The following is a 23,380-nucleotide window of genomic DNA, read 5'->3' as shown; positions in this document are numbered from 1 at the left end:
CCAAACCTCCCCCCACCCTCTCCAAAGACTTTCGTGTTTATCGAATCCCTGTTCGCAGTGTTCCCTTTTATCTTATAAAAAGATAAGGCCGTCGCTTCACCGGTTTTCTCAAACAGGGTACGACTGGCGGCATCGGGGTCAAAGAAGAGCGGTTCCGGGGGAAATCATTTCCCCCGGCGGGGTCAAGGGGCAGAGCCCCTTGCCGCCGGAGGCATTCCCTATTCTTCGGCCTTCGCTTTCTGGTGCTCGGCGATGACCTTGTCGACGATGGGCTGCGGGGCTTCTTCGTAATGGTCGAATTCCATCGTGAAGACGCCCTGGCCGCCTGTGATGGAGCGAAGATCCGGCGCGTAGCGGAGCACTTCGCTCATGGGGATGTGAGCCTTGATTTCCGTGATGCCGACCTGAGAGTCGGAACCGAGCACCTTGCCGCGACGCGAGGAGAGGTCGCCGATGACGTCGCCCATGTACTCGTCCGGGACGGAAACGCAGAGCAGCACGATGGGTTCGAGCAGAACGGGTTTCAGGGACTCGATGGCTTTCTTGAAGGCCAGCGAACCGGCCACCTTGAAGGCCATTTCCGAGGAGTCGACCGTGTGGTAGCTGCCGTCATAGAGGCGGACCTTGAAGTCCACGACCGGGCAGCCGGCGATGAAGCCGCGGGCCGCGCTTTCCTGAACGCCCTTGTCGATGGCGGGGATGTAGTTGCGCGGGATGGCGCCGCCGACGATGGCGTCTTCGAACACGTAGCCGGAACCGCGCGGCAAGCCTTCCATTTCGATCCAGCAGTCGCCGAACTGGCCGCGTCCGCCGCTCTGCTTCTTATGGCGGCCCTGCACCTGTACCTTGCCGCGAACGGTTTCACGGTAGGGGACCTTGGGCGTCTTGAGCAGGATTTCCACCTTGTAGCGGCGTTTGGCGCGCTCGACGGCGGTTTCGATGTGGAGCTGGCCCATGCCCGAAAGCAGGATGTCGCCGGATTCCTCGTCGCGGCTCAGCTTCAAGGTCACGTCCTCATCCAGCAGCTTCTGGACGGCGGCGTACACCTTGTCTTCGTCGCCCTTTTCCTTCGGCGCGAGGGCGAAAGTGATGAGCTGCGGGGCGAGCTGCGGCATGGCGACCGCGAAGGGGGCCTTGTCGTCGCTGAGCGTGTCGCCCGTGCGGGTATTTTTCAGCTTGCCCACCGCAATGATCGCGCCGGGGCCGAGCACATCCTTGCAGGGCGTCTGCGTTTTGCCGTCAAGATAGAGGAGGGTGCCGAGGCGTTCGGATTCCTCGGTACGCATGTTCTTGAGCGTCGATTCGGAGCTGATGGTGCCGGAGATCACGCGCACCATGTTGAGCTGGCCGGAGAACGGGTCCGCAATGGTCTTGAAGACGAAGCCGCAAGCCGGGCCTTCGTCGCTGGAGGCGCGTTCGTTGCCGTCGGCGTCGAGGAAGGCCGGACGTTCGAGCGGCGAGGGGAAGAGGCGGGCGATGGCGTCGAGCAGTTCGCGCCCGCCCTTGTTTTCGAGCGAGGAGCCCACCACGACCGGGACAAGGCTGGCGTTGAGCACGCCCTTGCGCAGGCCGGAGGCGAGGTCTTCTTCGGAAAGGGAACCTTCCTCAAGGTATTTCTCCATCAGCTCTTCGTCGGACTCGGCGATGTTTTCGACGGTGGTGTCGTGCAGGAGCGCCGCTTCGTCCGCGATGGCGTCGGGGATGAGGGCTTCGGTCACGGCGCCGTTTTCGCCGAACATAAGGGCCTTGCCGCCGAGGATGTCCACGACGCCGGTAAACACGCCGTCAGTCATGACCGGCATGTACAGGGTAACGGGTTTCATGCCGAGCACTGAGGAAAGGCCGTTGAAGGCCATATCGAAGTCGGCGCGGTCGCGATCCATTTTATTGATGAACACGAAGGACGGCAGTCCGGCTTCGCGCACGGCGTTCCAGATGCGGCGGGTGAGGGGGCGCACGCCGTCGACGGCATCGATGACGAGGACGGCCGCGTCGACGCCCATCAGCAGGTAGGGAAGGTCACCGGTAAAGTTGGTGTCGCCGGGGACGTCCATGAGGAAGTGGCGGTCCTTGTTCCAGAGGAAAGTGGCGAATCCGGGCTGGATGGAGCCGCGGCGCTTGATTTCTTCCGGTTCGTAATCAAGAGTGGTCGTGCCTTCTTCAATGGCTCCCAGACGGTTGATGACGCCGCTCTGGAAGAGCAGCATTTCCGCCAGTGAGGTTTTTCCGCAGCCGCCTGTACCGATCAGGGCGTAGGTTCGCTGGCTATCCAAGGCTTTGGACATAGTCCTCTCCTGCTTCTGTGGGTGTTACCAGTTCCTTCCGGGTCACCCCGGAGGGAGTGCCGTTATGTTCCCCGCGCAACGGGGCACGGGAAATAAGGATCTCCGTGAGGCCCCGCGCACGGCGGGCCCGCTTTCGATCTGTTCTTACCGTTTGTCATAGGGAGTAGTCTCTATAGATGTCAAGGGGGTCTTTTCCCCCGCGTGGTTGCTGTGTTTTTTTCCGGGCTGCGGGACCGTAGCCCGGTGCTTGTGTCTTTTTGTGCAAATAAGGGTACGGACGCGCGGGGCGGACCCCGGGCATCATTGACAGCCGGGGCGAAACGAGTAGTATTTCGGCTTCAATGGGAAAACGTCTTTTTCCCTGAACCGTGTGAGGGATGTTTTGACTGCTGCACCTCGGGCCAAGAAAAGCCTTGGCCAACATTTTTTGAAAGACGCCAAAACCTCGGCCCGCATCGTGGATCTTCTGCGGATCGGGCCGGAGGACCGGGTGTTGGAAATCGGCCCCGGTCCGGGCGCCATCACCGGCATCATCCACGAGCGGGGCCCCGCCGAGTTCCGCCTCATCGAAAAGGACAGCTATTGGGCTGCCCATCATGCCGAGCTGGAACGCCCCGCCCCCGCCGTGCAGGTGCTCAATGCCGACGCTCTGGCCTTCCCTTGGGAGTCGCTGGAAGGCCCGTGGAAAATCATCAGCAACCTGCCTTATAATGTCGGTTCGCCGCTCATGTGGGATATCGTGTCCCGGACGCCGGACCTGACGCGGGCGGTGTTCATGGTGCAGAAGGAAGTGGCCGAGCGGCTGTACGCCAAGCCGGGGACCAAGGACTACGGCGCGCTGTCGGTCTGGATCCAGAGCTATGTCCGGGTCGAGTGGGGCTTTGTGGTCGGGCCCGGTGCGTTCAATCCGCCTCCGAAGGTGGATTCCGCCGTGGTCACGTTCATCCCCCTGCCTCGGGAACGGCATCCCGCGGACCCGAAGGCCCTTTCCTCCATACTGAAGCTTTGTTTCCAGTTGCGGCGCAAGCAGCTGCAATCGATCCTCCGGCGTGCGGGCAGGGACGACACCGCCGCCGCGCTCGAGCGGCTGGGTATCGCCCCGGAAGCGCGTCCCGAGACGCTCACGCCGGAACAGTTTCAACAGCTTGCCGGAATTTTTGGACGTTCGGGGTGTTGACTTCCCCGAAAAAACATGATTGACCAAAAGAACGGCTGAGCCAAGTTTTGCCCCAATAAATGCCCCATGATCAGAGGGCGTTGTGCCGGATAAAAGGTGCTGCCCTGTGACGTCGGGCGCGATTGCGGAGCGGGTCGTGGTGGTGTACCATGTCCTGCCGTCCGTGGTCCGAAACGAGCAGAAGGAGTCGATGATGACCAAGGCAGATCTCGTCGCGCAGATTGCGGCCCGGGCCAACATGACCAAAGCGGCTGCGGAACGTTCCCTCAATGCCATGCTGGAATCCGTCCAGGAAATGCTGGCGGAAGACGGCAAGCTCACCTTGACCGGTTTCGGCACATTCGTTGCGGAAACGCGTCAGGAACGTCAGGGACGCAACCCCCGTACCGGAGATGTCATCACCATCGCGGCCTCCAAGGTGGTGCGGTTCCGTCCCGGAAAGATGCTCAAGGATGCGCTAAACAAGTAAGGAGAAAGCAGATGTTGCACGGCGAAACGATCCACAGCCCCCTTCCTCAGGACATTCCGTGGTGGTCCCCCGATTTCGCGGTCTTCTTTGGGGTGCTCTACCTCGTGCTGTTCGTGATCGGCACCGGCGTGGGCTATGTGATCCTGCGCTCGATCTGGGACACCTGCCGGGGCGGCTGCGGTTGCCACGGTGAGGAGCACCCGGCGGAAAGTCATTAGGGCTTGCCTTTTTTCGGAAAGTCGTCTATCTTCCCCTTTCTGTCTTCAGGCCGGGTGTTTTTTGTCGCCCTCCTTGGAGAGTATTTCGCAAAGAGGGGGTGATGACCAATGCCCGGAGTCTTTCTGAACGAAGACGACTACAACTTCGATATCGCTCTGCGCCGCTTCAAGAAGCAGGTGGAAAAGGCTGGCATTTTGTCTGAAATGAAGAAGCGCCAGCACTTCGAAAAGCCGAGCGTCATGCGCAAGAAGAAAAAGGCCGCCGCCCGCAAGCGTCTGCTGAAGAAAATGCGTAAGATGAACGCCGCTTAGTCCTTTCCGTTTCTTCGTCCTCCCGGATGCGGAAACGGAAAGACAAGGGGTTTGGAACGCTCCATCGTTTTGACGGGAGTGCATCCCGTCCTTTTTGGCGGGGCTCCTCCCGCAGACGAGCGGAGCGTTTCCGTGTTTGTCCCGCTTGTCTTTCCGGCAACCGGGACGGACGATCTCGTAGGCGATAGAGGTGGATACACGGGAAGTCCTTTCGGCTTTCCGTGTTTTTTCAATCATCATCTCCCGGGAATTATCATGTCTCTGACAACGCGTATCGAGCAGGACTACATTGCCGCCTACAAGGCTAAGGATGCCCTGCGCTTGGGTGTGCTGCGCCTTTTGAAGACGGCGGCGAAGAACCTGCAGGTGGAACTCATGCGGCCCGTCACCGACGAAGAGCTTGCCTCCGTCGTCCAGAAGCAGGCCAAACAGCGTCAGGACTCCATCGAGCAGTTCACGGCGGCCAATCGGCCCGATCTCGCCGAGAAGGAAGCCGCGGAACTTTCCATTTTAAAGGATTACCTTCCCGAGCCGCTTTCCGAGGAAGAACTGGCCGCGGCCATCGACGCCGCCATCGCCGCGCTTGGCGTGACCAACATGTCCGGCATGGGCAAGGTCATCCAGTCCGTGATGGGCGACTATAAAGGCCGTGTGGACGGCAAGGCCGTCAGCGCCGCAGTCAAGGCGCGCCTGAGCTAGCCCCCCGCGCGGGACGCCGCGCCGGGAGGAAGTGAGTTTGCATGGATAGCCGTACGATAAAGGCTCTTGAATTCGGCAAGGTGCTGGAGCATCTTGCCGGCTTGTGTGTATCCGAGGCCGGCCGCAGGGTCAGTCTCGGCCTTTTCCCGTTGCGCGATGCGGACGCCGTCAACGCCGCGCATACCCTGTTCGACGAAGTGCGCACGTGGTCCGCGCACAGCGGCTTCCGCCTGTCCGATTTTCCGGATCTCGAGGGGCTTTTCCCCCATCTGGAAAAGGCCGCCGTGTCCCCGTCCTCCGCGCCGCTCGACGCCGACGCGCTGTGGGCGCTCCGCGAAACCCTGCTCCAGGGCCGCAAGGCCGCCCAGTCCATCAATGAAAACGGCGCCATGTGGCCTTCATTGCGGGATCTCGTGGCCTCCATGCCCCTGCCTGAGATGACCCTTTCGGCCCTGTCCCGGTGCCTCGGCGATGACGGGCTCATCAAGGACGAAAGCTCCCCCGAACTGATGCTCGTGCGCGGCGAATTGCGCCGCCTGCACCTCATGTGCCTGCGTAAGGTCAAGGATTTCGCTGTCCAGTACAACATCGCCCAGTACCTTCAGGATGACTACATGACGCTGGCGTCGGACCGTTACGTCCTGCCGCTCAAGTCGAATTTCAAGGGCCGCATTCAGGGCATCATCCACGATTACTCCAATACCGGCGAAACCTGCTATTTCGAGCCTCTGTTCCTCGTGGAGCAGAACAACCGCCTGCAAGAGCTCAAGCGCGAGGAACGCGAGGAAGAGCGCAAAGTGTTGCGCTACCTTACGGGCATCGTGCAGAACGAATTGCCGTTCATCCGCTCGGCCTGGGACCTGCTGGTCCGGCTGGACGTGGAGCTTGCCAAATGCGGGCTGGCGGCCTTGTTCGACGGCGCGTGCGCCACGATCAGCCCCGACGGGGAAGACGCGCCGTTATCCCTGCTCGGCGCGCGTCACCCGCTTCTCGCGCTCGATCCGCAGATCCGCAAGCAGGGCGGCCCGCATCCGGTGGACCTCATTTTCCGGCCCACGGATCGCGCGCTCGTCATCAGCGGCGGCAACGCGGGCGGCAAGACCGTATGTCTCAAGACGCTCGGTTTGCTGGCGATCATGACGCTCGCCGGATTGCCGGTCCCGGCGGCGAAGGGGTCCGTCATCCCGTGGTGGACGTCGATCCACGCGTTCATCGGCGACGAGCAGAGCCTTGATGATCATCTTTCCACGTTTACGGCGCAGATCCGGCATCTCGGCAACGCATGGGAAGCCACGGATCGCCGCACGCTCATCCTGCTCGACGAGTTCGGCGCCGGCACCGACCCCGCGCAAGGGGCCGCGCTGGCTCAGGCCGTGCTCGACGGCCTCCTCGAACGCGGGGCGCATGTGGTGGCCGCGACGCATTTTCCGGCCCTGAAAACCTACGCGCTGACCCGTGAGGGCGTGCGTGCCGCTTCGGTGCTGTTTGATCCGGGCACGAAAAAGCCACTGTTCCGGCTGGCCTACGATCAGGTCGGCGCGAGTCAGGCGCTGGACGTGGCCCGTGAGCACGGGCTCCCCGAATCGGTATTGCGCCGTGCGGAACAGTATTTGTTGCTGGACGGTCAGGATATGACGGCGGTGATGGATCGCCTGAACGCCTTGGCCGCCAAGCGCGAAGGCGAACTTGATGCGCTCAAGGCCGAGCAGCAGCGTACCCGCGAAAAGCGCAAGGCCGTGCAGGAGCGTTTCGAGCGTGAGCGTGAACGCCTCATTAAAGACGTGCGCGAGCTGTCCGCCAAGGTCATGAAGGACTGGCAGGAAGGCAAGGCCGGGCACAAGCAGGCCCTCAAGGAGCTTGCCAAGGTCCGTGCCGAACTGCACGTTTCTCCGGAACAGGAAGAGGCGGCGGCCCCGGCGTTCGACATTGCGGAACTCAAGCCGGGCCAGCATGTGATGCACCGTCCCTGGAACAAGAAAGCCGTGGTGCGCGAAGTCGACGCCAGGCAGAACCGGGTCAAGCTGGACATGAACGGCGTGACCTTGTGGGCCGATGCCGCGTTGCTCGGCCCCGCCGATGCGCCGCAGCAGCAGGCCAAGCCGAAGTCCGGCGTGCTGGTGCGGACGACCGCCGGAAGCGATCCCGAAATGTCGCTCCTTCGGCTGGATCTGCGCGGCAAGCGGGCGGATCAGGCTCTCAGCGAACTCTCGCAGTACCTCGACCGGGCGCTGCTGTCCGGGCGCGAGGGTGTGGAAATCGTTCACGGTCGCGGTACGGGGGCCCTTCGCAAGGAAGTGCACGCGTTCTTGAAGACCTTCCCCGGTATAGCCTCGTTCGCGCTGGCCCCTGAGGATCAAGGGGGTGACGGCGTGACGATTGTTACTTTTAAGTAAGTTTGAGAAATGGAGGGAGACCCCCTTCCCCTCAAGCGTATTCCCCTCTCTGAAACTTTATAAAAAGAAGAAAGGGTTTGACTGCGGTAGATCCTGCTTTATATGAGAAGGACTGCGGAAACGGCGTGAGATTTTTGAGAGTCCCGATTGAGGCGTGCTCCAAGATGAGGGGCGCGGGGAAGTCTTCCCCGGACAAAGCCGGAGGGACCGGCCTGGCTGATGCGGAGGCCGCGAGCACTGGATAATGAGCTTTACGGGCATCGGCGCCATGCGCCCCTTGCCGCCGGAGGCGTACGGGAGCGTATGGGACGGAACGCAAGAGCCATTCAGGAAATCAAGGCGCGCTTGAATCTGGTGGACATTGCCCGACGGTACGTGGACCTGAAACGCAATGGGCCTCGCTGGGTAGCGCCTTGTCCTTTTCACCAGGAAACCAAGCCCTCGTTTTCCATCAACGAGGAAGAAGGTTTTTTTTATTGTTTCGGTTGTCAGGCTTCCGGAGATTTGTTCGATTTTTACGGGCAGATCAACGGGCTGGATTTCAAGGAAACGCTTGAACAGCTCGCGGAAGAGGCTGGCGTCACGCTGGAACGCGGGCCGCAGAAGCACGACGGCCAGCCTGCCGGGCAAACCATGTCCAAACGGCGGCAGCTGCTGAAAATCCATGAGATCGCGGCGGCGCATTTCACGGAGAACCTCTCAGGCCGGGACGGCGCGGAATGCCGGGACTACATGGCCCGGAGAGGGATTTCGGAAGATGTGGCGAAACTCTTCGGGCTTGGCTGGAGCCGCCGGGACTGGCAGTCGCTCGCGGAAGTGCTGCGGCGGGCCGGATTCAGCGAATCGATGGGCGTGGAGGCCGCGCTGCTCGGCAAGAGCGAGCGGGGCAGGGCGTATGACCGTTTCCGCGGGCGGTTGATGTTTCCCATCCGCAGCCTTTCGGGGAACGTCATCGCGTTTGGCGGGCGCATCATCGCCAACGAGGACGAAGCCAAATACATCAACAGCAGTGATTCGCAGTTATACAAAAAAGGCGAACACTTGTACGGACTGCAACAGGCCCGGCGCGCCATTGCGACGGGAAAGCCCGCCATGTTGACGGAAGGTTACATGGACGTGGTGACGCTGCACCAGTTCGGCTACTCCAGTGCGGTGGGCGTGCTCGGTACGGCGTTCACCCCGGAACAGGTGAAACGGATTTCAGGGTTTACGTCGCACGTGGAGCTGCTTTTCGACGGCGACGGGCCGGGCCGCAAGGCCGCGCTCCGTGCGTGCGAGATGCTGTTGACGCGGGGGCTGTCCTGTAAAGTCGTCCTTTTTCCGGAGGGCGAGGACATCGACAGCCTGTTACGGACGCAGGGAACGGACATTTTTGAGGATTTGCGCAGGAATGCGCCGGAGGGCATGGCCTTCTGCGTGCGTTGCCTGCGCGATATGGCCCCGCGGGAAGCCGTGGACTGGGCGCGCGAGTTTCTCAGGCAGGTTGAACTGCCCGAACTCGTCAGCCGTTTCGCGTCCACATTGAGCACCGGCTTGGGGCTGGCGGAAAGCGAGTTGCGCGAGCGGATCATTGAGAGCCGCGGCGCGCGGGCGCTTCCGCGCAACGCGGGCGGCCAGGAGACCCAGCCGCCCGTGCGGACGAATCCCAGAGACAGGGAAATCATGACCTTTGCGGTCCGGTATCCCTCCTCTCTGCCCCGCCTTCGGGAGCTTGGGGCCCATCTGGTTCTGAGCGCCGCGTGGGCGCGGGATCTTTGGCAAAAACTTGAAGAGTACCCTGTGGATGAAGTGGTGCAGCATCTTGACCCCAGGGAAAAGCGTTTCTGGATCCGGTGTCGCACCGGGGACGTGCCCCCTCTCGACAACGAAGAGGGTGAATTCGGCGCAATCCGCACCATGCTTGATACGTTGCATTTGACCGCGCAATCGGCCTCGGTTTCGGCCGCATTGCGTCAGGGAGCCGGCGCAGGCAATTTTGAGGCCGATTTGGAATATTTGCGCGCCCTTCAGGAAACGTTGGAGAGGACTCATGGGGAACAACATTAAAGATATCCAGCAGATCAAGAGCCTCATCGCCAAAGGCAAGGAGATGGGCTTCCTCACGTTCGAGGAAGTGAACAAGGCTGTCCCGCTGGAAATGAATACACCCGAGCAGTTCGAGGAGATCATCGGGATCTTCGATCAGCTCGAAATCGCCATTGTGGATCTGGAAAAGGACGGCAAGAAAATCCCCGTCACCTCGGCTGAAACGGACGGAGAGCAGTCCGAAGAACGCCTTGAACTGATGGACAACGAAGACGCCGCCGACTTTTCCTCCCGCAGCACGGACCCGGTCCGTATGTACCTGCGCGAAATGGGCGCGGTGCCGCTGCTCGATCGTGACGGCGAAGTTACCATCGCCAAGAAAATCGAGCAGGGCGAGCAGGATGTCCTGTACGCGCTCGTGGAAGTCCCGGTCGCGGTGGAAGAACTCATCAACGTGGGCGAAGACCTCAAGCTCAACCGCATCAAACTGAAGGATGTGGTCAAGACCATTGAGGAAGACGACCCTACTGAAGACGAGATGAACCAGCGCACCCGCGTTATCCTGCTGCTGGAGGAAATCCGCCAGACATTCAAGAAAAAACGCAAAATCTACGCCAAGCTGGACGAATGCTGTACGCTGGAGCGCCGCGTGACCGCCATTCAGAAGGAAATCATGGCGTTCAAGGAAGAAATCGTCACGCGTCTGCGCGACATCAAGCTGGAAAAGACGCTCATCGACCGGATCATCGAGACGGTGGAAGACTACGTCCGCCAGATGCGCAACTGTCAGCGCGACCTGTCGGCGTACCTCCTGTCCACGGGCAAGAATCAGGAAGAAATCAAGGACCTGTTCCGCAAGCTCGATTCCCGCGACATCAGCCCCGTGCTCGCCGCCAAGGAATTGAACATGAGCGTGGACGAGCTGTTCTCCTACAAGGAAATGATCCTTGGGAAGATCGAAATCCTCCAGCGCCTTCAGGAAAAATGCTGCCACAATGTGAGCGATCTTGAGGAAGTGCTCTGGCGCATCAAGCGCGGCAACAACGCCGCCATGCGCGCCAAACAGGAGCTCATCCGCTCGAACCTGCGCCTTGTGGTCAGCATCGCCAAAAAGTACACGAACCGCGGCTTGCAGTTCCTCGACCTGATTCAGGAAGGCAACATCGGCCTGATGAAGGCCGTGGACAAGTTCGAGTACCAGCGCGGCTACAAGTTCTCGACCTATGCCACATGGTGGATCCGTCAGGCCATTACCCGCGCCATCGCGGATCAGGCCCGCACCATCCGTATCCCGGTGCATATGATCGAAACGATCAACAAGCTCATCCGGACCTCCCGCTATCTTGTCCAGGAACTCGGGCGCGACCCGACTCCGGAGGAAATCGCGGACCGCATGGAATATCCTGTGGACAAGATCAAGAAAGTGCTCAAGATCGCCAAGGAACCCATTTCCCTCGAAACTCCCATCGGCGACGAGGAAGATTCGAGCCTTGGGGATTTCATCGAGGACAAGAAGGCCGTCGCGCCCGCCGAAGAGGTGGTCAATACCAAGCTCTCCGAACAGATCGCGTCCGTGCTGGCGGATCTGACGCCGCGTGAGGAGCAGGTGCTCCGCAAGCGTTTCGGCATCGGCGAAAAGTCCGACCATACCCTCGAAGAAGTGGGCAAGCTGTTCAACGTAACCCGTGAACGTATCCGCCAGATTGAAGCCAAGGCGCTCCGTAAGCTCCGCCATCCCGTGCGCAGTCAGGTTCTGCGTTCTTTCTACGATAGCTGATAAAAAAATCGGGGATGGGACCCCTTAGAAAAGGTTTCCCATCCCCGGATGCTTCCTTTCACCTCTTTGGCCTTGTCAGGGAAAGAGGAAAAAGCCTCCCGGTTTTATTCGCCGGGAGGCTTTTTGTTTGAGCGAGAAGTCAACGAGGCGGAGCGGTTCCGTCGATTTCTTCGATACGGCGTTTTATTGTGACCATAAGGTCAGATACTAGCTGCAACTCTCGAATGATAGTGGCATGCTTGCAAGTGAGCCTCGGAGATCGTCGGGCGATTTCCACAGCTTTTCGGGCAAATTCGGGTTCAGCTATGAAAAGCGCCAAAAACGCCTTGCCCGTTTCTATCCATTGCTGTTCTGCGTCAATTTTCGGGCGTTCCTTATACATAACCTATTGTAGCGCATTATACTGCGTAACACAAGTACCGATTTCGCGGTTATGTTCCGGTATTATGGATAAAATGACCTTTGCGAAGCCGTTTGGTGATATGCTGAAAGAAAAACGCAAGTTACGTGGCCTCTCCCAGATGGGGCTGGCCATGAAGTCAGGGCGTTCTCTTCGTTGCATCCAATACCTTGAGGCGGGCACACAAGAGCCGACTTTGTCCACGCTGTATGCGATCGCTCATGCGCTGGATCTCCGGGTTATGGATTTGATCGAGGCGTTGCCTGAGGAATTGAACGATATGTACAACTAGTCCGTCTAACGATGATTCCGGAATGTCACAAACTGTTTCCTGTTGTTAACAACGGGGGGCATGAGCTTTTGGGCTTCCATGCGGCGGAATATGGCAAATATTCCGTGAGTGGCGCATCAAGAGGTCTGCCTGCTGTATGGCATTTGTTATGCATGAAAAAAGGCCCGCTAGGGGCCTCTTGGAAACTGCTTGCCTTAAATGACGTCGAAGCGTTCAAACCTCATCATCAGCCCGGCCCGGCCTTGTGTTGCCGACCGGAGGTCTGTGGAGAAGCCGAAGAGCTTGCTGAGGGGGGCAAGGCCCTGCACAAGCTTGAGCCCCGCGTGGTCGAGGATGTTTTCAACTTTCCCGCCGCGCGTGCCGAACAGGCTGATGGCGGGGCCGAGGTTGGCTTCCGGCGCGGAGATTTCCACAAACATAAGCGGCTCCAGCGTCGTGACCTGTGCGGCTTCAAGGGCGGAGCGCAAGGCGATGCCCGCAGCCATATGGTAGCCCGCGACCGTGGATCCGTCACGCCGGGGCATGGCGGTGATTTCGACGTCCGCGTCCTGAAGGGGGTAACCGGTAACGGGATCGGACTGGAGCGCGTTTTCCACGCCCTGCCTGACAGCATCGACGAAGGCGGCGGGCAGGATGGCCGTATCGATGGCGAACCGGATCTGGTTGCCCGAACCGCGTTCACGCGGGGCGATGGACAGGGCGACTTCGCCGATGTGCGTTTCCTTGCCGAGCTCGCGGTCGAATATGCCGGTCGCGGATGCCGTGCGCTTCGGCGTTTCGCGGCGGATGACCTGAGGCTGGCCCACACGGGGCGCGATGCCGTATTCGCGGCGGATGCGCTCAAGGATTACATCAAGATGGAGCTCGCCCATGCCGGACACGATGCGGTGGCCGGACCCTTCGTCGATGGCGACGGTCAGGGTCGGATCTTCAAGGGAGAAGCGGTCGAGGGCTTCGTCGAGGGCTTTGCCTTCGTCGGCGTTGCGGGGCTCGATGGCGAGGGAGATGACGGGCTGGTAGGCTTCGATGGACTCCAGCAGCAGTTTGGAGCCGGGAGCGCCGACGGTATCGCCGGTGCGCGCCGAGCGCAGGCCGATGACCGCCACGATGTCCCCGGCTTTGGCGGCGTCCACCTGCTCACGGCGATCGGCGTGGAGGCGGTAGAGCCGCGAGATGCGTTCGTCGGCGCGCCGGGTGACGTTGCGGCAGGGATCGCCCTCTTTCAATGTCCCGGCATACAGGCGGACAAGGGCCAGCTTGCGCCCTCCATCCATCATGACCTTGAACACCAGCCCTGTGAAGGGCAGGGCGGGATCGCAGGGAATGGTGCCGTCGGTCCCGTCTTCAGGGTTGTGGGCCGTGACGGGCGGCAGATCGGCGGGGGCGGGCAGGTAGGCGAGCACGGCGTCGAGAAGCGGCTGGACGCCGGTGTTTTTGAGCGCCGAACCGCTGAGGACAGGCGTCACGCGGCGGGCCAGCGTAGCCCGGCGGATGGCGCTGCGGATGTCCGTTTCCGTGTATTCGCCGCCGAGATATTGTTCAAGAAACGTATCGTCGTTTTCGGCCAGCCGCTCCAGCATCTGCTCGCGCCACGGAGCGGCCAGTTCCGCATCCGCTTCGGTGAGGGGCGAACGGGTCCATGTCTGCCCTTGATCGGACTCGTTAAAATCAAGCCGCTCCAGGGTCACGAGATCAATGACGCCCTGAAACGTCTCCGCCGCGCCCACGGGAATGACGACGGGCAGCGGGTTCGCGCCGAGCCGGGCCTGCATGGATTTGAGCACGGCGGAGAAGTCCGCGCCGATCCGGTCCATCTTATTGACGAAGGCGAGCTTCGGCACGCCGAAGTGTTCCGACTGCCGCCAGACCGTTTCCGATTGCGGCTCCACGCCGCCCACGGCGCAGAAGACGCCGACCGCGCCGTCGAGTACGCGGAGCGAGCGTTCCACTTCGATGGTAAAGTCAACGTGGCCGGGCGTATCGATGATGTTGACGGTCGTTCCGTTCCATTCGCAGGTCGTGCAGGCCGAGGTGATGGTGATGCCCCGCTCTTGTTCCTCGGGCAGGTAGTCCATGGTGGCCGTGCCGTCGTGGACCTCGCCCATGCGGTGGATTTTACGGGTATAGAACAGCATCCTCTCGGAGAGGGTGGTTTTCCCCGCATCGATATGCGCGATGACGCCGATGTTGCGCACAGCCTGTGTCATGGAAAGCTCCTCGTTGAAATAGGAATTAGGAAATGGCTGTAGGAAGCACGGGATGGGTGCCGTTCACTCTTAAAAAGGGGCTTGCTGGGAAACTTGTCAAGCATAGCCCAAATCATGTTTTTCCGCTCCATGTAATTCTTAGAACGTCCCCATGCAAGAAGAACTATATCCGCATTGCTAATAGCCTTTTGAATAATATGATCATTTAACGGGCCAACAGCTTTTTCTCCACCATGAAAATCATGTTTTTGAACTAAAGCATAGAGGTTGACGACCGTTATTATTCCTATTGGGCCTGTTTCTGGAGGGCATTTTTCAAAAAAAAGAGTTTCGAGAAATTGGATACTTTTATCGGAAACGTGTTCATCGGCATCGCTCGGGTTTTGCATAATAACACAGAGTTTTTTCCCTGTACTGTCAGCTGTGATTTCCAGAAGATAACGAAACAAGCGATCTTCTGAAAAGCAGGCCTTACAGGAAACTCCGGGTCTATGACGGAAAACTGGCATGATTTTACACCTGTTTTTCTAACGTACAGCTCAGTTCCAACCGCTCATTCATGAAAAAGTCCGGCGTCAAACCGGTGTGCAGCCAGCAGCCTTCCAGTCCCGCCCCGAGGACAAGCGGCGTGTCTTCTCCGATGATAATCTGGCCGGCATAAACGACGTCAGCGCCGTCATCGGCGGGCAGGGCGTCCGGGTGGGCCCACAGAACCGCCGTGTCGGGCAGGGCGGTGCGTTCGATGCGCGGGGCTCGGTCACTCCAGACGGGACAGGGACATTCCGGAAGAGGGGCTTTCCCGAAGCGCAGGATACGCCCTCGTCCTGGAAGTTCGCGCAGGAGCGGGGCCGGATCCCGCATGGCAAAGACCTGTTCCACTCCGGTGAGTTCCAGCGCGGCGAACAGGCCGGACGGGGCTGTTTCCGCGCCCGTCCAGACGGCGAAAACCGGCTCCACGCCAGCCAGACGCGCGGGCATGATCGCCGCCGCAAGGCGTACCGCCGAAGCGTAGCCTTCGCCTATGAGGAGCACGGCCCACGGCGCCGTTTCCCGCGTGCGGGCGAAACCGAACCCGGCCGCGGCGTTTTCGGAGGTTATGGTCAGGCGGGAGGGCGGGGCCGGATACGTCGCCTCGGCCAACGCGAGTGTTGTCTTGATCCAGCTCCGGTGCGCAGCGGACGTTTCCTCATAGGCTCCGGCAAGCCGCTCGTCGGGTACGCGGCAGGCTTCTATGGCAGGTGAAAAAGGCATGGCTTTCTCCTTAGAGCGGATTGGCTTTGAAAGGTTTCGGAGGCTTTGGGGGAGGAGGCTTTTTCTGGAGGAACAGTCCTTCTCCAAACCTGCCGGCGTGGCCCGCGCCCGTCCTTCTCTTCCTTTCCGAGGGCCTTCGTGCTTACCGAATCCCTGTCTCCTCTGGCGCAGGCTGTCTTTGGGATGACCACACTTCAAAGGTACAATGCTCCAAAAATTTCTCTGGCAGCATTTTTTTCTTTTCTCAAAACGGACCGGCTTGTTCAAGCCTTATTCACTCCCCCAGTTGTCTTGAAGCCATGCTTTCTTTTCCCTGCATTCTCCCCATGCAGGCAGACAAAAAAAGAGGGACTCGCACGTCCCTTCGTTCATACAACGGTACCCCCTCCGCGCAGCCTCCCCACCAGCCGTTTTGGGAAGGAAAGAGAGGGGATTGGGGATGGGAAAGGGAACCCTATCTCCGGGTTCCCTTTCCCATCCCAAAACATGATTTTCAGTCAATTCCGCGCCACGGCGGCGGGAAGCGTTCCCAGCTGCTGGCGCATATACAGCTTCATGAGCTCGGCGATGGCGTCATCGCGCTTGAGCGTGCCGGGGTACGCGCCGTTGTCGAGCACGGTACGGAAAGCCTTTTCGTCCAGCGGGTCGGCGTTCTGCTTGGCGAGATGGGTGCCAAAGCTGGAAAGCTGCGCGCGCAGCTCCGTGTCGTTCATCGCTTTGAGCTCGGAATACTTGGCGGCGATGGCATCGGAAGAGGGCAGGCGGGGCGATTCCATCACCTGACGCAGGCCGGAGGTGAACCGTTTCAGGCCCGCCGTAATGTGGGAAACTTTCACCACGTTGGAGCCCTTCCAGCCCGCCTTCGCCCACTTGAAGATGGAGACGTCCACCTTGCCGCTGCCGGGCGCGCTTTCCATGAACACGGATATGCTGGCGGAGCCGTAAAGATAAGTCTCCGCCCAACCGAGCATGGCCAGATTGGTCCCTTTTTCCGGGGTGTACACATAGGTCCAGTCCTTGTCGTTGCCGACAATGGCCCCGCGCAGGCCCACGGAAGATTGGCCGGGCATTACGGATACGGATATGAGCGCCGTGCGGCCCTTGTAGTCGGCGAGCACGAACAGCCGGTTCAGCTTGTAGGAATAGTAGCATCCGCTGGACGTGTCGGGCGTCGTTTCCTCATATTCCACGCCTCGGGTCACGATGGGGGCGGCGGGAGGATAGGCCGCGTCGGTGAGGGCGGCGTTGTCCTTCAGGATGGGGCTGCCGGGCATCCATGCGTTACGGCGCACGGCGGAGGGGTAAATGGCCTCGCCGGGGATGGAGGGATCGAGCATGTACTCGACAAGCTTGCGGAGCGGGACGTTGAGCGTTTCCTTGAGATACGCGCCGGAACCCTGCGGGCGGGCCTCAGGGCGAACCTTGTTGGCCGCTTGCTTGTTGGTGGCGACGAAATCAAGGACGGCGTTTACGGTCGCGGCGTCGGGGTCAGCTTTGCCTTGCGGGGCATCGGCAAGCAGGGTGGACAGCGCGGTTTCGAGCGCGGGAGGAAGCGTCCCGTTTTTCTGCTCCTCGGCTTGCGCGGGCAACGCCGTGAGGAGCGCGAAGCAGAAACAGATGAAAAGGCGTTTGAAGATGGATAGGGGCATGATGCTCTCTGGCTGTATAGGGTTGTAAAACGATATGGTTGGATTTGCGTAAAGGTAAGCAAGTCTCTCTGAGGCGTCAACGGGTTGATTTCTTTTTTTGTTTGACTGCGTTACAGCCATGCGAAAATGGATGTCACGAAGATGGGGACGGCGATGGTGAGCACCATGCCCGAGAAGATCCCAAGGATGGTGTTCCGCTCGCCCGATGTACGGATAATGGCGGGCAAACAGGTATCGCTGGCGGCCCCGGCGGCGGAAAGCGGCCCGAGGCCGCCGAAGACCCGGGCGAACAGGGGGGCGAACAGCAAGGTGACGAGTTCCCTGACCATATTGGAAATAAGCGCCATCGAACCGAGGCTGACGTCGGCGAGCTGGTTGATGAGCATACTCGACAGGCTGTAGTAACCGAATCCGGCTGCCACGGCCATCACGTCCCGGAAGCTCATGTCCAGCATGGTCCATGCCGCCACGCCGCCGAGGAACGTCCCGACGATGATCATCAGGGGGACGAGCACGACCCAGCCTTTGAGATCCCGCAGGATGCGCCAAGCCCGGGAATCGAAGCCGAGGCTCATGCCCACGGCGGCGAGCATGGCGTATACGGCGAGATTGCTGGCCTCGTGGACAAGGCCGAGCCAGTCGGCGGGCAGGAGGTCGAGCCTGCCCCCGAGCACGCCGAAGCTGAAAAAGAACAGGACGATGATGGATTCCTTCACTGTGCCGCCCCTTCGTCCTTCGCGGTACGGGAAACGGCGTAGCGCCCTACATGGCGGTTCATGATCGGCTCGAGGAGGCGCGCGCCGATGAGGCTCCCCGCCACGCAGCACAGGCTGATGAAGATGCCGCGCGCGCCGATGGTGTCCATCTGCGACATGAGGCGGTCGTCGGCGCCGAGCGCGAGGCCGAGCAGGAGCAGAAGGATGCGGACGGACCACGTGAGCACCTGATCGGTGATCTTGATGACGAGGGGCTTCCTGCGGAGGAGGAAACCCACGGGAACCCCGAGGATAAGACAACCCATTTCCACGATCATGAGGCGATTTCTCCTTTATCAGTACGAAAAAGCTGATTATCATACCTGACGCGCTGTTAAGGGTCAATAATGCCGGCGGGGGCTCCGTACCCTTTCGTTGACCCTTTCCGCCGCCGCCTGTATAGGTCATACACATGACTTATGATGCCGCGCCGGACCCTTCGGCCCGGCAGGGACGGAAAACGGTGAACGAATCTCAGGATACGCCCCTTTCGGAGGGGAGCTGGCAGCCTTTTTTGACGGTAAACGCCTGCGGGCGGGACTGGACGCTGGAACGCGCCGCCGACATGGAAGCCCTGTGGGAGTCCATGACCGAGTTTACGGAAGACGAGCGCCTGCCTTACTGGACGGAGCTTTGGCCTTCCAGCCTTGTGCTTGCCGACTGGCTGTACCAGCGGCGCGAGAGCCTGCGCGGCCAGCCCTGCCTTGATCTCGGATGCGGGATCGGCCTGACGGCGCTGGTGGCCCAATGGCTCGGCGCGAACGTCATCGGTATGGACTATGAGCCGGAAGCCCTGCGTTTCGCGCGGCGCAACGCGGAGCACAACGCCGTGCCCCAGCCGCTCTGGACGGTCATGGACTGGCGCAAGCCCGCGGTGAAACGCCGGAGCCTGCGGTTCATCTGGGGCGGGGACATCATGTATGAGCAGCGTTTCGCCGCGCCCGTGCTGGATTTTCTGGAGTATGCGCTTGCGGAGGGCGGCGCGGCGTGGGTCGCCGAACCCAGCCGGGCCGTTTACGATACCTTCCGTTCCATGCTCGTCAACCGCCGCTGGGCGGGGCGCTGCGTCTGGGAAAAGAACATAGAGGCCCTGTATCCGCAGGAGCGGCCCGTTCCTGTGCGGATCTGGGAAATTCACCGATAGAGGGTGCGACAATGGGAGAAACGGTTCGTTTCGGCGTTTCGTTGGATAGCGATCTGCTTGAGAAGTTTGATGCCCTGTGCGAACGGCAGGGATGCCCAAGCCGTTCCGAGGCGTTGCGCGACATCATCCGTGACGCGCTGGTGCAGGATTCGCTGCATTCCGAGACCGCGGACGCGGCGGGCGTGCTGAGCCTGATTTACGATCATCATGTCCGCGATCTGTCCCGCAAGCTGACGGAACGGCAGCACGACGCGCACGGGCTTATCGTGACGACGCTTCATGTGCATCTGGATCATCATAATTGCTTGGAGATTTTGGTGCTCAAAGGCAAGGCCGGGGAACTCCGCGAGCTTGCGGATCAGCTTCGCTCTATCCGCGGCGTCACGCACGGGACTTTTTCGATCACCACCATCGGTGCGGATTTGCCGTAGTTAGGATATATCGGGGGAAGGGGAGGGCACCTTTCTGAAGAAGGGCTTCCCTCCCCTTCCCCCGCACCTCCATCCCCTCCCCCCCGAAGACTTCCGGCTGGTGGGGAGGCTGTGCGTCGGGAGTCCCGTTGGATGTGGGGCTGTCGGCGTGTGGATCCGCTACAGGTGGGGATGCCCAGATAAAAAAGAGCCTCTGCACGATGCCGGGATGACGTTTTTTGTTATCAGGCTGTAGGATAAAGGAAAAGAATGGAAGACGTACAGAACAGTCCGGCTCCGGTGGCGCTGCCCATCGACCGGGTAGGGGTCAAAGGGTTGAAGCTGCCTTTGCTGGTGCGGGATCGCGCGCAGGGGACGCAGCATACGGTCGCCAATGTGGACGTCAGCGTGGATCTGCCCGCTGCGTTCAAGGGCACGCACATGAGCCGCTTTGTGCAGGCTCTGGCGAACTGGACTGAGGACTTGGACTACGCGGGGATGAAGCGCCTGCTTGAGGACGTGCGGGAGCGCCTGAACGCCCGCAGGGCGCATATTGTCTTTCATTTTCCGTATTTTGTGCAGAAGAACGCCCCCGCGACTGCCTGCCCCGGCATTCTGCCCTACGAGTGCAGGCTGACCGGCGAGTTGCCCGAGGACGGCAAGCCGTCGTTCCTGCTCGAAGTGACGGTTCCCGTGATGACCGTATGCCCGTGCTCAAAGGCCATCAGCCGCGAAGGCGCGCACAGCCAGCGGGCCGACGTGCGCATGGCGGTCCGGATGCGCGGGTTCTGCTGGATCGAGGATTTCATCGAGATCGCCGAGGCGTCCGGCTCGTCGCCCGTCTATTCGTTGCTCAAGCGCGAAGATGAGAAGTTCGTGACTGAAGACGCCTTTTCGCGGCCGACCTTTGTTGAGGACGTGGTGCGCAATGTCGCCAGCCGCCTTGCCGATCATCCGCATGTGAGCGGGTTCCGCGTCGAAGTCGAGAGCTACGAGTCCATCCATGCCCACAACGCCTTTGCCTGCATAGAGCACGGTGTGACGCTGTAAAATTTTAGAATTGATGATTTTAAAATGATATTAAAGTATTGGAGAGGGAACTTTCCTGAAGAAAAACGTTCCTCTCCTTTCCCACAATCCCACCCAACCTTAGTGGAGCCGCTATCAAGAAAAGGACACCTGAGGGCGGGAAGCTTTTTTTGAACAACAAAAACGCCAGAACGGATTCCGTTCTGGCGTTTTTGTTGTTGCTATATGGCAGTGTTAGGCTACTTCCTGTAGATTTTCACCAGATTGGTGCCGCGAGGCTGCGGGGAAGAGGACGTGGGCTGACCGGCGGTGATGACCACATCTTCACCGAGCCCGAACAGCGAGGACGAAGCGATGAAACGTTCGGCGCGGGCGAGATGGCCCACGTCGTCGTTTCCGACCTGATGCGGGAGCACGCCCCATGAGAAGTTCAGGGCCTTGAGGCTGGTCACGTCTGGGGTCAGCGCATGGATGGTCTGCACGGGACGGCGCGCGGACAGCAGACGGGCCGAGGTGCCGGAAAGGCTGTGCGCCACGATGGACTTGGCGTTGGCTTTCTGGGCCAGCAGACAGGCGGCGTAGGCGAGGAATTCGGCGGTGCCGTCGTTTTCGGGCTCCGCGATGCGGCGGGTTTCGGCCATGAGCTCCTCGGCCTTGGAAGCGATTTCGCTCATGAACTGCACCGTTTCAACGGGATAGTTGCCCATAGCCGTTTCTTCGGAGAGCATCACGCAATCCGCGCCGTCCAGAACGGCGTTGGCGACGTCCGTGGTTTCGGCACGGGTCGGGGAGGGGCTGGACACCATCGAAAGCAGCATCTGCGTGGCGACGATGACGGGCTTAGCCGCCCGGTTGCAGGCCCGGATGATGCGCTTCTGCATGGCCGGGAGTTCCGGCAGCGGGCACTCGATGCCGAGGTCGCCGCGGGCCACCATGACGATATCGACTTCCTTGAGGATGGCGTCGAGCCGATCCACCGCGTTGCGGCGTTCGAGCTTGGCGATGACCGGGATGTCGCGGTCGCTGTGGCTGCGGATGATCGACTTGGCTTCGCGGATGTCTTCGGGCGACTGCACGAAGGAGAGCGCCACGGCGTCAACGCCGAGGGCGAGGCCGTCCACGAGGTCCTTCTTGTCTTTTTCGGTAAGCGCGGGCAGCGGGATGGACTTGCCGGGCAGGGCGAGGCCCTTGCGCGAGGTGACGATGCCGTTGTTGTTGGCTTCGAGCTTGAAGAGCCCGTCCTCGCGGTGTTCGACCACCCGGAACTGGAGGGTGCCGTCAGCGAGCACAAGGCGATCGCCCTGTTCGAGTTCGGCGAAAATTTCGGGGTGATCGAAGGGGATATACGGGAACTCGTCATTGCACATCAGCGAGGAGGGGCCGAGCAGCAGCTGATCGCCCTTGAGCACGTTCAGCGAGCCTTCATTGGGGAAGGTGCCGATACGGATCTTGGGGCCCGAGAGGTCTTGAAGGATCGTGATGGGCGTCTTGTGGACGATTTCCAGTTCGCGGATCATCTTGATGAGGTCGACGAAGGAGGAACTGTCGCCGTGGGAGAAATTAAGGCGGAAAATCCGGACGCCAGCCGCGATCAGTTTGGAAAGAACGTCACGCTTGTTGGACGCGGGGCCGATGGTTGCCAGAATTTTGGTTTTCATCAAGGAATCCTTTTGTGCCGGCCTTTCAGAGCAGAAGGGCACGGGTCGTCCGCCGTCTTCCGGCGATGATCGAAATGGGCCGCCTTTCGGGGCACAGATAGACGCTTTATGTGTTTTTCCTGCTGTTTTCGTCCCCTGTCAAGTCTTTTGGGCGCGTCCGCATGGGAAGGGAAAAGGGGCACCGCCTTGACTCGGGTTCCGCCCGCGCCGTATAGCTTCAAGAGCGACTTTCCTTTTGAAACGAAGCGCCGCCTGACAGCGCGGCGTTGTTTTTCCATTTAACGACGGCTGGAGCACGATGAAGCAGATTGCATGGGATGAAGTGATGAAGCGGCTGGAAGTGGCCTCGAAGATTTGCAACGACGCCTCTCCTGTTCAGGTGGAAGGGCCCATTCATGTCGGCGTCGACCTCGGCACGGCCGACGTGGTGGTCATGGCGGTGGATGACAACGGGATGCCCGTGTCGGCGTTCCTTGAGTGGGCCACCGTCGTACGCGACGGCGTGGTCGTGGACTATCACGGCGCGATCACCATCGTGAAGCGGCTCGTGAGCATGACGGAGGAACGCCTTGGCCGGAAGATCACCGAGGCGTCCACTTCCTATCCGCCCGGAACGGATGCGCGGCTTTCCACAAACATTCTGGACGCCGCCAACCTGCGCCTTGTGAGCACGGCGGACGAGCCGAGTTGCCTTGCGCGTCTGGCCAGGCTCGATCGCGCTGCGGTCGTGGACATCGGCGGCGGCACGACCGGTACGGCGGTCATCTCCAACGGCAAGGTCATCGCCTCCGTTGACGATGCCACCGGCGGGCATCATGTGACCCTTGCCATGTCCGGCGCTCTTTCGGTGCCCTACGAGGAAGCCGAGCTCAAGAAGCGCGGCACGGACAACCGCCAGTACGCTCCCATCGTGAGGCCGGTTTTCGAGCGTATTTCCGATATCGTGAAGGCCCATATTTCCGGCCATGCCGTGGATACCGTGTATCTCACCGGCGGCACGTGTTGCTTCCCCGGCATCGCGCCCCTGTTCGAGAAGGAGCTCGGCATCAAGGTCGAGTGCCCTGACTATCCCCTCTTGCTCACCCCCCTCGCCATCGCGTGCTTACCGCTGATGGAAGGGTAGGCGAAGGTCTATGAAGGCCGGGGAGGGGGAGAAGGAACCCTTCTGAAGAAGGGCTTCCTTCTCCCCCTCCCCGGACTTTCGACTTTATCGAATCCTACATGGCAGCT

Annotated in this window: 21 protein-coding genes; 13 read left to right on the top strand and 8 right to left on the bottom strand. The window is 60.5% G+C overall.

Annotation, left to right across the window (positions count from 1 at the left end):
* Positions 1–218: 218 nt before the first annotated feature.
* A complete protein-coding gene (locus tag T370_RS0116085) occupies positions 219–2,285 on the bottom strand; it encodes an elongation factor G (RefSeq protein WP_005025065.1) in 2,067 nt (688 codons plus the stop codon).
* A 382-nt stretch (positions 2,286–2,667) separates the two neighbouring features.
* Here T370_RS0116085 and rsmA point away from each other — a divergent pair, with 382 nt between their 5' ends.
* The 9 genes from rsmA (at position 2,668) to T370_RS0116040 (ending at position 12,047) form a co-directional block, all read left to right on the top strand.
* Complete coding sequence (gene rsmA, locus T370_RS0116080; RefSeq protein ID WP_016360718.1) at positions 2,668–3,462, top strand: 16S rRNA (adenine(1518)-N(6)/adenine(1519)-N(6))-dimethyltransferase RsmA; 795 nt, start codon at positions 2,668–2,670, stop codon at positions 3,460–3,462.
* A gap of 190 nt (positions 3,463–3,652) precedes the next feature.
* The gene (locus tag T370_RS0116075) at positions 3,653–3,931 is read left to right on the top strand and encodes an HU family DNA-binding protein (RefSeq protein WP_472591830.1); all 279 of its coding nucleotides are present in this window, start codon (positions 3,653–3,655) and stop codon (positions 3,929–3,931) included.
* Positions 3,932–3,942: 11 nt separating this feature from the next.
* Entirely contained in the window at positions 3,943–4,149 is a 207-nt protein-coding gene (locus T370_RS0116070) for a hypothetical protein (RefSeq protein WP_005025072.1), read from the top strand.
* Positions 4,150–4,257: 108 nt separating this feature from the next.
* A complete protein-coding gene (rpsU, locus tag T370_RS0116065; RefSeq protein WP_005025074.1) occupies positions 4,258–4,461 on the top strand; it encodes a 30S ribosomal protein S21 in 204 nt (67 codons plus the stop codon).
* 255 nt (positions 4,462–4,716) lie between these two features.
* The gene (locus T370_RS0116060; RefSeq protein ID WP_029436317.1) at positions 4,717–5,160 is read left to right on the top strand and encodes a GatB/YqeY domain-containing protein; all 444 of its coding nucleotides are present in this window, start codon (positions 4,717–4,719) and stop codon (positions 5,158–5,160) included.
* Between the two features lie 41 nt (positions 5,161–5,201).
* Positions 5,202–7,553: an endonuclease MutS2 gene (locus tag T370_RS0116055; RefSeq protein ID WP_029436316.1), complete on the top strand. Its 2,352-nt coding sequence runs from the start codon at positions 5,202–5,204 to the stop codon at positions 7,551–7,553.
* Between the two features lie 303 nt (positions 7,554–7,856).
* The gene (gene dnaG, locus T370_RS0116050; RefSeq protein ID WP_029436315.1) at positions 7,857–9,599 is read left to right on the top strand and encodes a DNA primase; all 1,743 of its coding nucleotides are present in this window, start codon (positions 7,857–7,859) and stop codon (positions 9,597–9,599) included.
* Complete coding sequence (gene rpoD / locus T370_RS0116045; RefSeq protein ID WP_029436314.1) at positions 9,583–11,355, top strand: RNA polymerase sigma factor RpoD; 1,773 nt, start codon at positions 9,583–9,585, stop codon at positions 11,353–11,355. The genes dnaG and rpoD overlap by 17 nt, the downstream gene beginning before the upstream one ends.
* A 455-nt stretch (positions 11,356–11,810) precedes the next feature.
* The gene (locus tag T370_RS0116040) at positions 11,811–12,047 is read left to right on the top strand and encodes a helix-turn-helix domain-containing protein (protein ID WP_005025085.1); all 237 of its coding nucleotides are present in this window, start codon (positions 11,811–11,813) and stop codon (positions 12,045–12,047) included.
* 194 nt (positions 12,048–12,241) lie between these two features.
* Here the strand turns inward: T370_RS0116040 and fusA are convergent, their stop codons facing one another.
* The 6 genes from fusA to T370_RS0116015 all read right to left on the bottom strand — a co-directional run bounded on the left by fusA (position 12,242) and on the right by T370_RS0116015 (position 18,187).
* The gene (fusA, locus tag T370_RS0116035) at positions 12,242–14,254 is read right to left on the bottom strand and encodes an elongation factor G (RefSeq protein ID WP_029436313.1); all 2,013 of its coding nucleotides are present in this window, start codon (positions 14,252–14,254) and stop codon (positions 12,242–12,244) included.
* On the bottom strand, positions 14,251–14,763 hold the full coding sequence (locus T370_RS24515) for a DUF1643 domain-containing protein (protein ID WP_081847578.1): 513 nt from the start codon (positions 14,761–14,763) through the stop codon (positions 14,251–14,253). Before T370_RS24515 ends, fusA begins: the two co-directional genes overlap by 4 nt.
* A 4-nt stretch (positions 14,764–14,767) precedes the next feature.
* Positions 14,768–15,505, bottom strand: coding sequence for a hypothetical protein (locus T370_RS0116030; protein ID WP_029436312.1), 738 nt, complete (start codon positions 15,503–15,505; stop codon positions 14,768–14,770).
* Between the two features lie 497 nt (positions 15,506–16,002).
* Entirely contained in the window at positions 16,003–17,154 is a 1,152-nt protein-coding gene (locus T370_RS0116025; RefSeq protein ID WP_029436311.1) for a hypothetical protein, read from the bottom strand.
* Between the two features lie 110 nt (positions 17,155–17,264).
* The gene (locus T370_RS0116020) at positions 17,265–17,870 is read right to left on the bottom strand and encodes a LysO family transporter (protein ID WP_005025094.1); all 606 of its coding nucleotides are present in this window, start codon (positions 17,868–17,870) and stop codon (positions 17,265–17,267) included.
* On the bottom strand, positions 17,867–18,187 hold the full coding sequence (locus T370_RS0116015; RefSeq protein ID WP_009733442.1) for a LysO family transporter: 321 nt from the start codon (positions 18,185–18,187) through the stop codon (positions 17,867–17,869). The genes T370_RS0116020 and T370_RS0116015 overlap by 4 nt, the downstream gene beginning before the upstream one ends.
* Positions 18,188–18,321: 134 nt before the next feature.
* On the opposite strand from T370_RS0116015, the gene T370_RS0116010 reads away from it, so the two are divergent.
* From T370_RS0116010 to folE2, 3 genes are all read left to right on the top strand, one after another.
* On the top strand, positions 18,322–19,053 hold the full coding sequence (locus T370_RS0116010) for a class I SAM-dependent methyltransferase (protein WP_005025098.1): 732 nt from the start codon (positions 18,322–18,324) through the stop codon (positions 19,051–19,053).
* An 11-nt stretch (positions 19,054–19,064) separates the two neighbouring features.
* Entirely contained in the window at positions 19,065–19,484 is a 420-nt protein-coding gene (gene nikR, locus T370_RS0116005; RefSeq protein ID WP_005025100.1) for a nickel-responsive transcriptional regulator NikR, read from the top strand.
* 249 nt (positions 19,485–19,733) lie between these two features.
* Positions 19,734–20,513 carry a GTP cyclohydrolase FolE2 gene (gene folE2 / locus T370_RS0116000; RefSeq protein WP_005025101.1) on the top strand — a complete coding sequence of 260 codons (780 nt, stop codon included), beginning with the start codon at positions 19,734–19,736 and terminating at the stop codon, positions 20,511–20,513.
* Between the two features lie 218 nt (positions 20,514–20,731).
* Here folE2 and pyk read toward each other — a convergent pair whose 3' ends face one another.
* The gene (gene pyk / locus T370_RS0115995) at positions 20,732–22,150 is read right to left on the bottom strand and encodes a pyruvate kinase (protein ID WP_029436310.1); all 1,419 of its coding nucleotides are present in this window, start codon (positions 22,148–22,150) and stop codon (positions 20,732–20,734) included.
* 298 nt (positions 22,151–22,448) lie between these two features.
* Here pyk and eutJ point away from each other — a divergent pair, with 298 nt between their 5' ends.
* Positions 22,449–23,273, top strand: a complete 825-nt coding sequence (gene eutJ, locus T370_RS0115990; RefSeq protein ID WP_034506794.1) for an ethanolamine utilization protein EutJ — start codon at positions 22,449–22,451, stop codon at positions 23,271–23,273.
* Positions 23,274–23,380: the final 107 nt, after the last annotated feature.

Origin of the sequence: Bilophila wadsworthia ATCC 49260 (assembly GCF_000701705.1) — a bacterium.
In the GTDB taxonomy this organism is placed as follows: Bacteria; Desulfobacterota; Desulfovibrionia; order Desulfovibrionales; family Desulfovibrionaceae; genus Bilophila; species Bilophila wadsworthia.
Note: the sequence above shows the minus strand (reverse complement) of the source record. Positions and strands in the feature narration are given on the sequence as shown.

Coding starts and splice junctions, on each gene's coding strand:
- dnaG (WP_029436315.1), top strand. CDS start 7,857: ATGGGACGGAACGCAAGAGCCATTCAGGAAATCAAGGCGCGCTTGAAT.
- fusA (WP_029436313.1), bottom strand. CDS start 14,254: ATGACACAGGCTGTGCGCAACATCGGCGTCATCGCGCATATCGATGCG.
- T370_RS0116055 (WP_029436316.1), top strand. CDS start 5,202: ATGGATAGCCGTACGATAAAGGCTCTTGAATTCGGCAAGGTGCTGGAG.
- T370_RS0116085 (WP_005025065.1), bottom strand. CDS start 2,285: ATGTCCAAAGCCTTGGATAGCCAGCGAACCTACGCCCTGATCGGTACA.
- T370_RS0116030 (WP_029436312.1), bottom strand. CDS start 15,505: ATGCCTTTTTCACCTGCCATAGAAGCCTGCCGCGTACCCGACGAGCGG.
- pyk (WP_029436310.1), bottom strand. CDS start 22,150: ATGAAAACCAAAATTCTGGCAACCATCGGCCCCGCGTCCAACAAGCGT.
- folE2 (WP_005025101.1), top strand. CDS start 19,734: ATGGAAGACGTACAGAACAGTCCGGCTCCGGTGGCGCTGCCCATCGAC.
- rpsU (WP_005025074.1), top strand. CDS start 4,258: ATGCCCGGAGTCTTTCTGAACGAAGACGACTACAACTTCGATATCGCT.
- T370_RS0116070 (WP_005025072.1), top strand. CDS start 3,943: ATGTTGCACGGCGAAACGATCCACAGCCCCCTTCCTCAGGACATTCCG.
- T370_RS0116060 (WP_029436317.1), top strand. CDS start 4,717: ATGTCTCTGACAACGCGTATCGAGCAGGACTACATTGCCGCCTACAAG.
- T370_RS0116010 (WP_005025098.1), top strand. CDS start 18,322: ATGACTTATGATGCCGCGCCGGACCCTTCGGCCCGGCAGGGACGGAAA.
- T370_RS24515 (WP_081847578.1), bottom strand. CDS start 14,763: ATGCCAGTTTTCCGTCATAGACCCGGAGTTTCCTGTAAGGCCTGCTTT.
- T370_RS0116075 (WP_472591830.1), top strand. CDS start 3,653: ATGATGACCAAGGCAGATCTCGTCGCGCAGATTGCGGCCCGGGCCAAC.
- rpoD (WP_029436314.1), top strand. CDS start 9,583: ATGGGGAACAACATTAAAGATATCCAGCAGATCAAGAGCCTCATCGCC.
- eutJ (WP_034506794.1), top strand. CDS start 22,449: ATGAAGCAGATTGCATGGGATGAAGTGATGAAGCGGCTGGAAGTGGCC.
- T370_RS0116025 (WP_029436311.1), bottom strand. CDS start 17,154: ATGCCCCTATCCATCTTCAAACGCCTTTTCATCTGTTTCTGCTTCGCG.
- T370_RS0116040 (WP_005025085.1), top strand. CDS start 11,811: ATGACCTTTGCGAAGCCGTTTGGTGATATGCTGAAAGAAAAACGCAAG.
- nikR (WP_005025100.1), top strand. CDS start 19,065: ATGGGAGAAACGGTTCGTTTCGGCGTTTCGTTGGATAGCGATCTGCTT.
- T370_RS0116015 (WP_009733442.1), bottom strand. CDS start 18,187: ATGATCGTGGAAATGGGTTGTCTTATCCTCGGGGTTCCCGTGGGTTTC.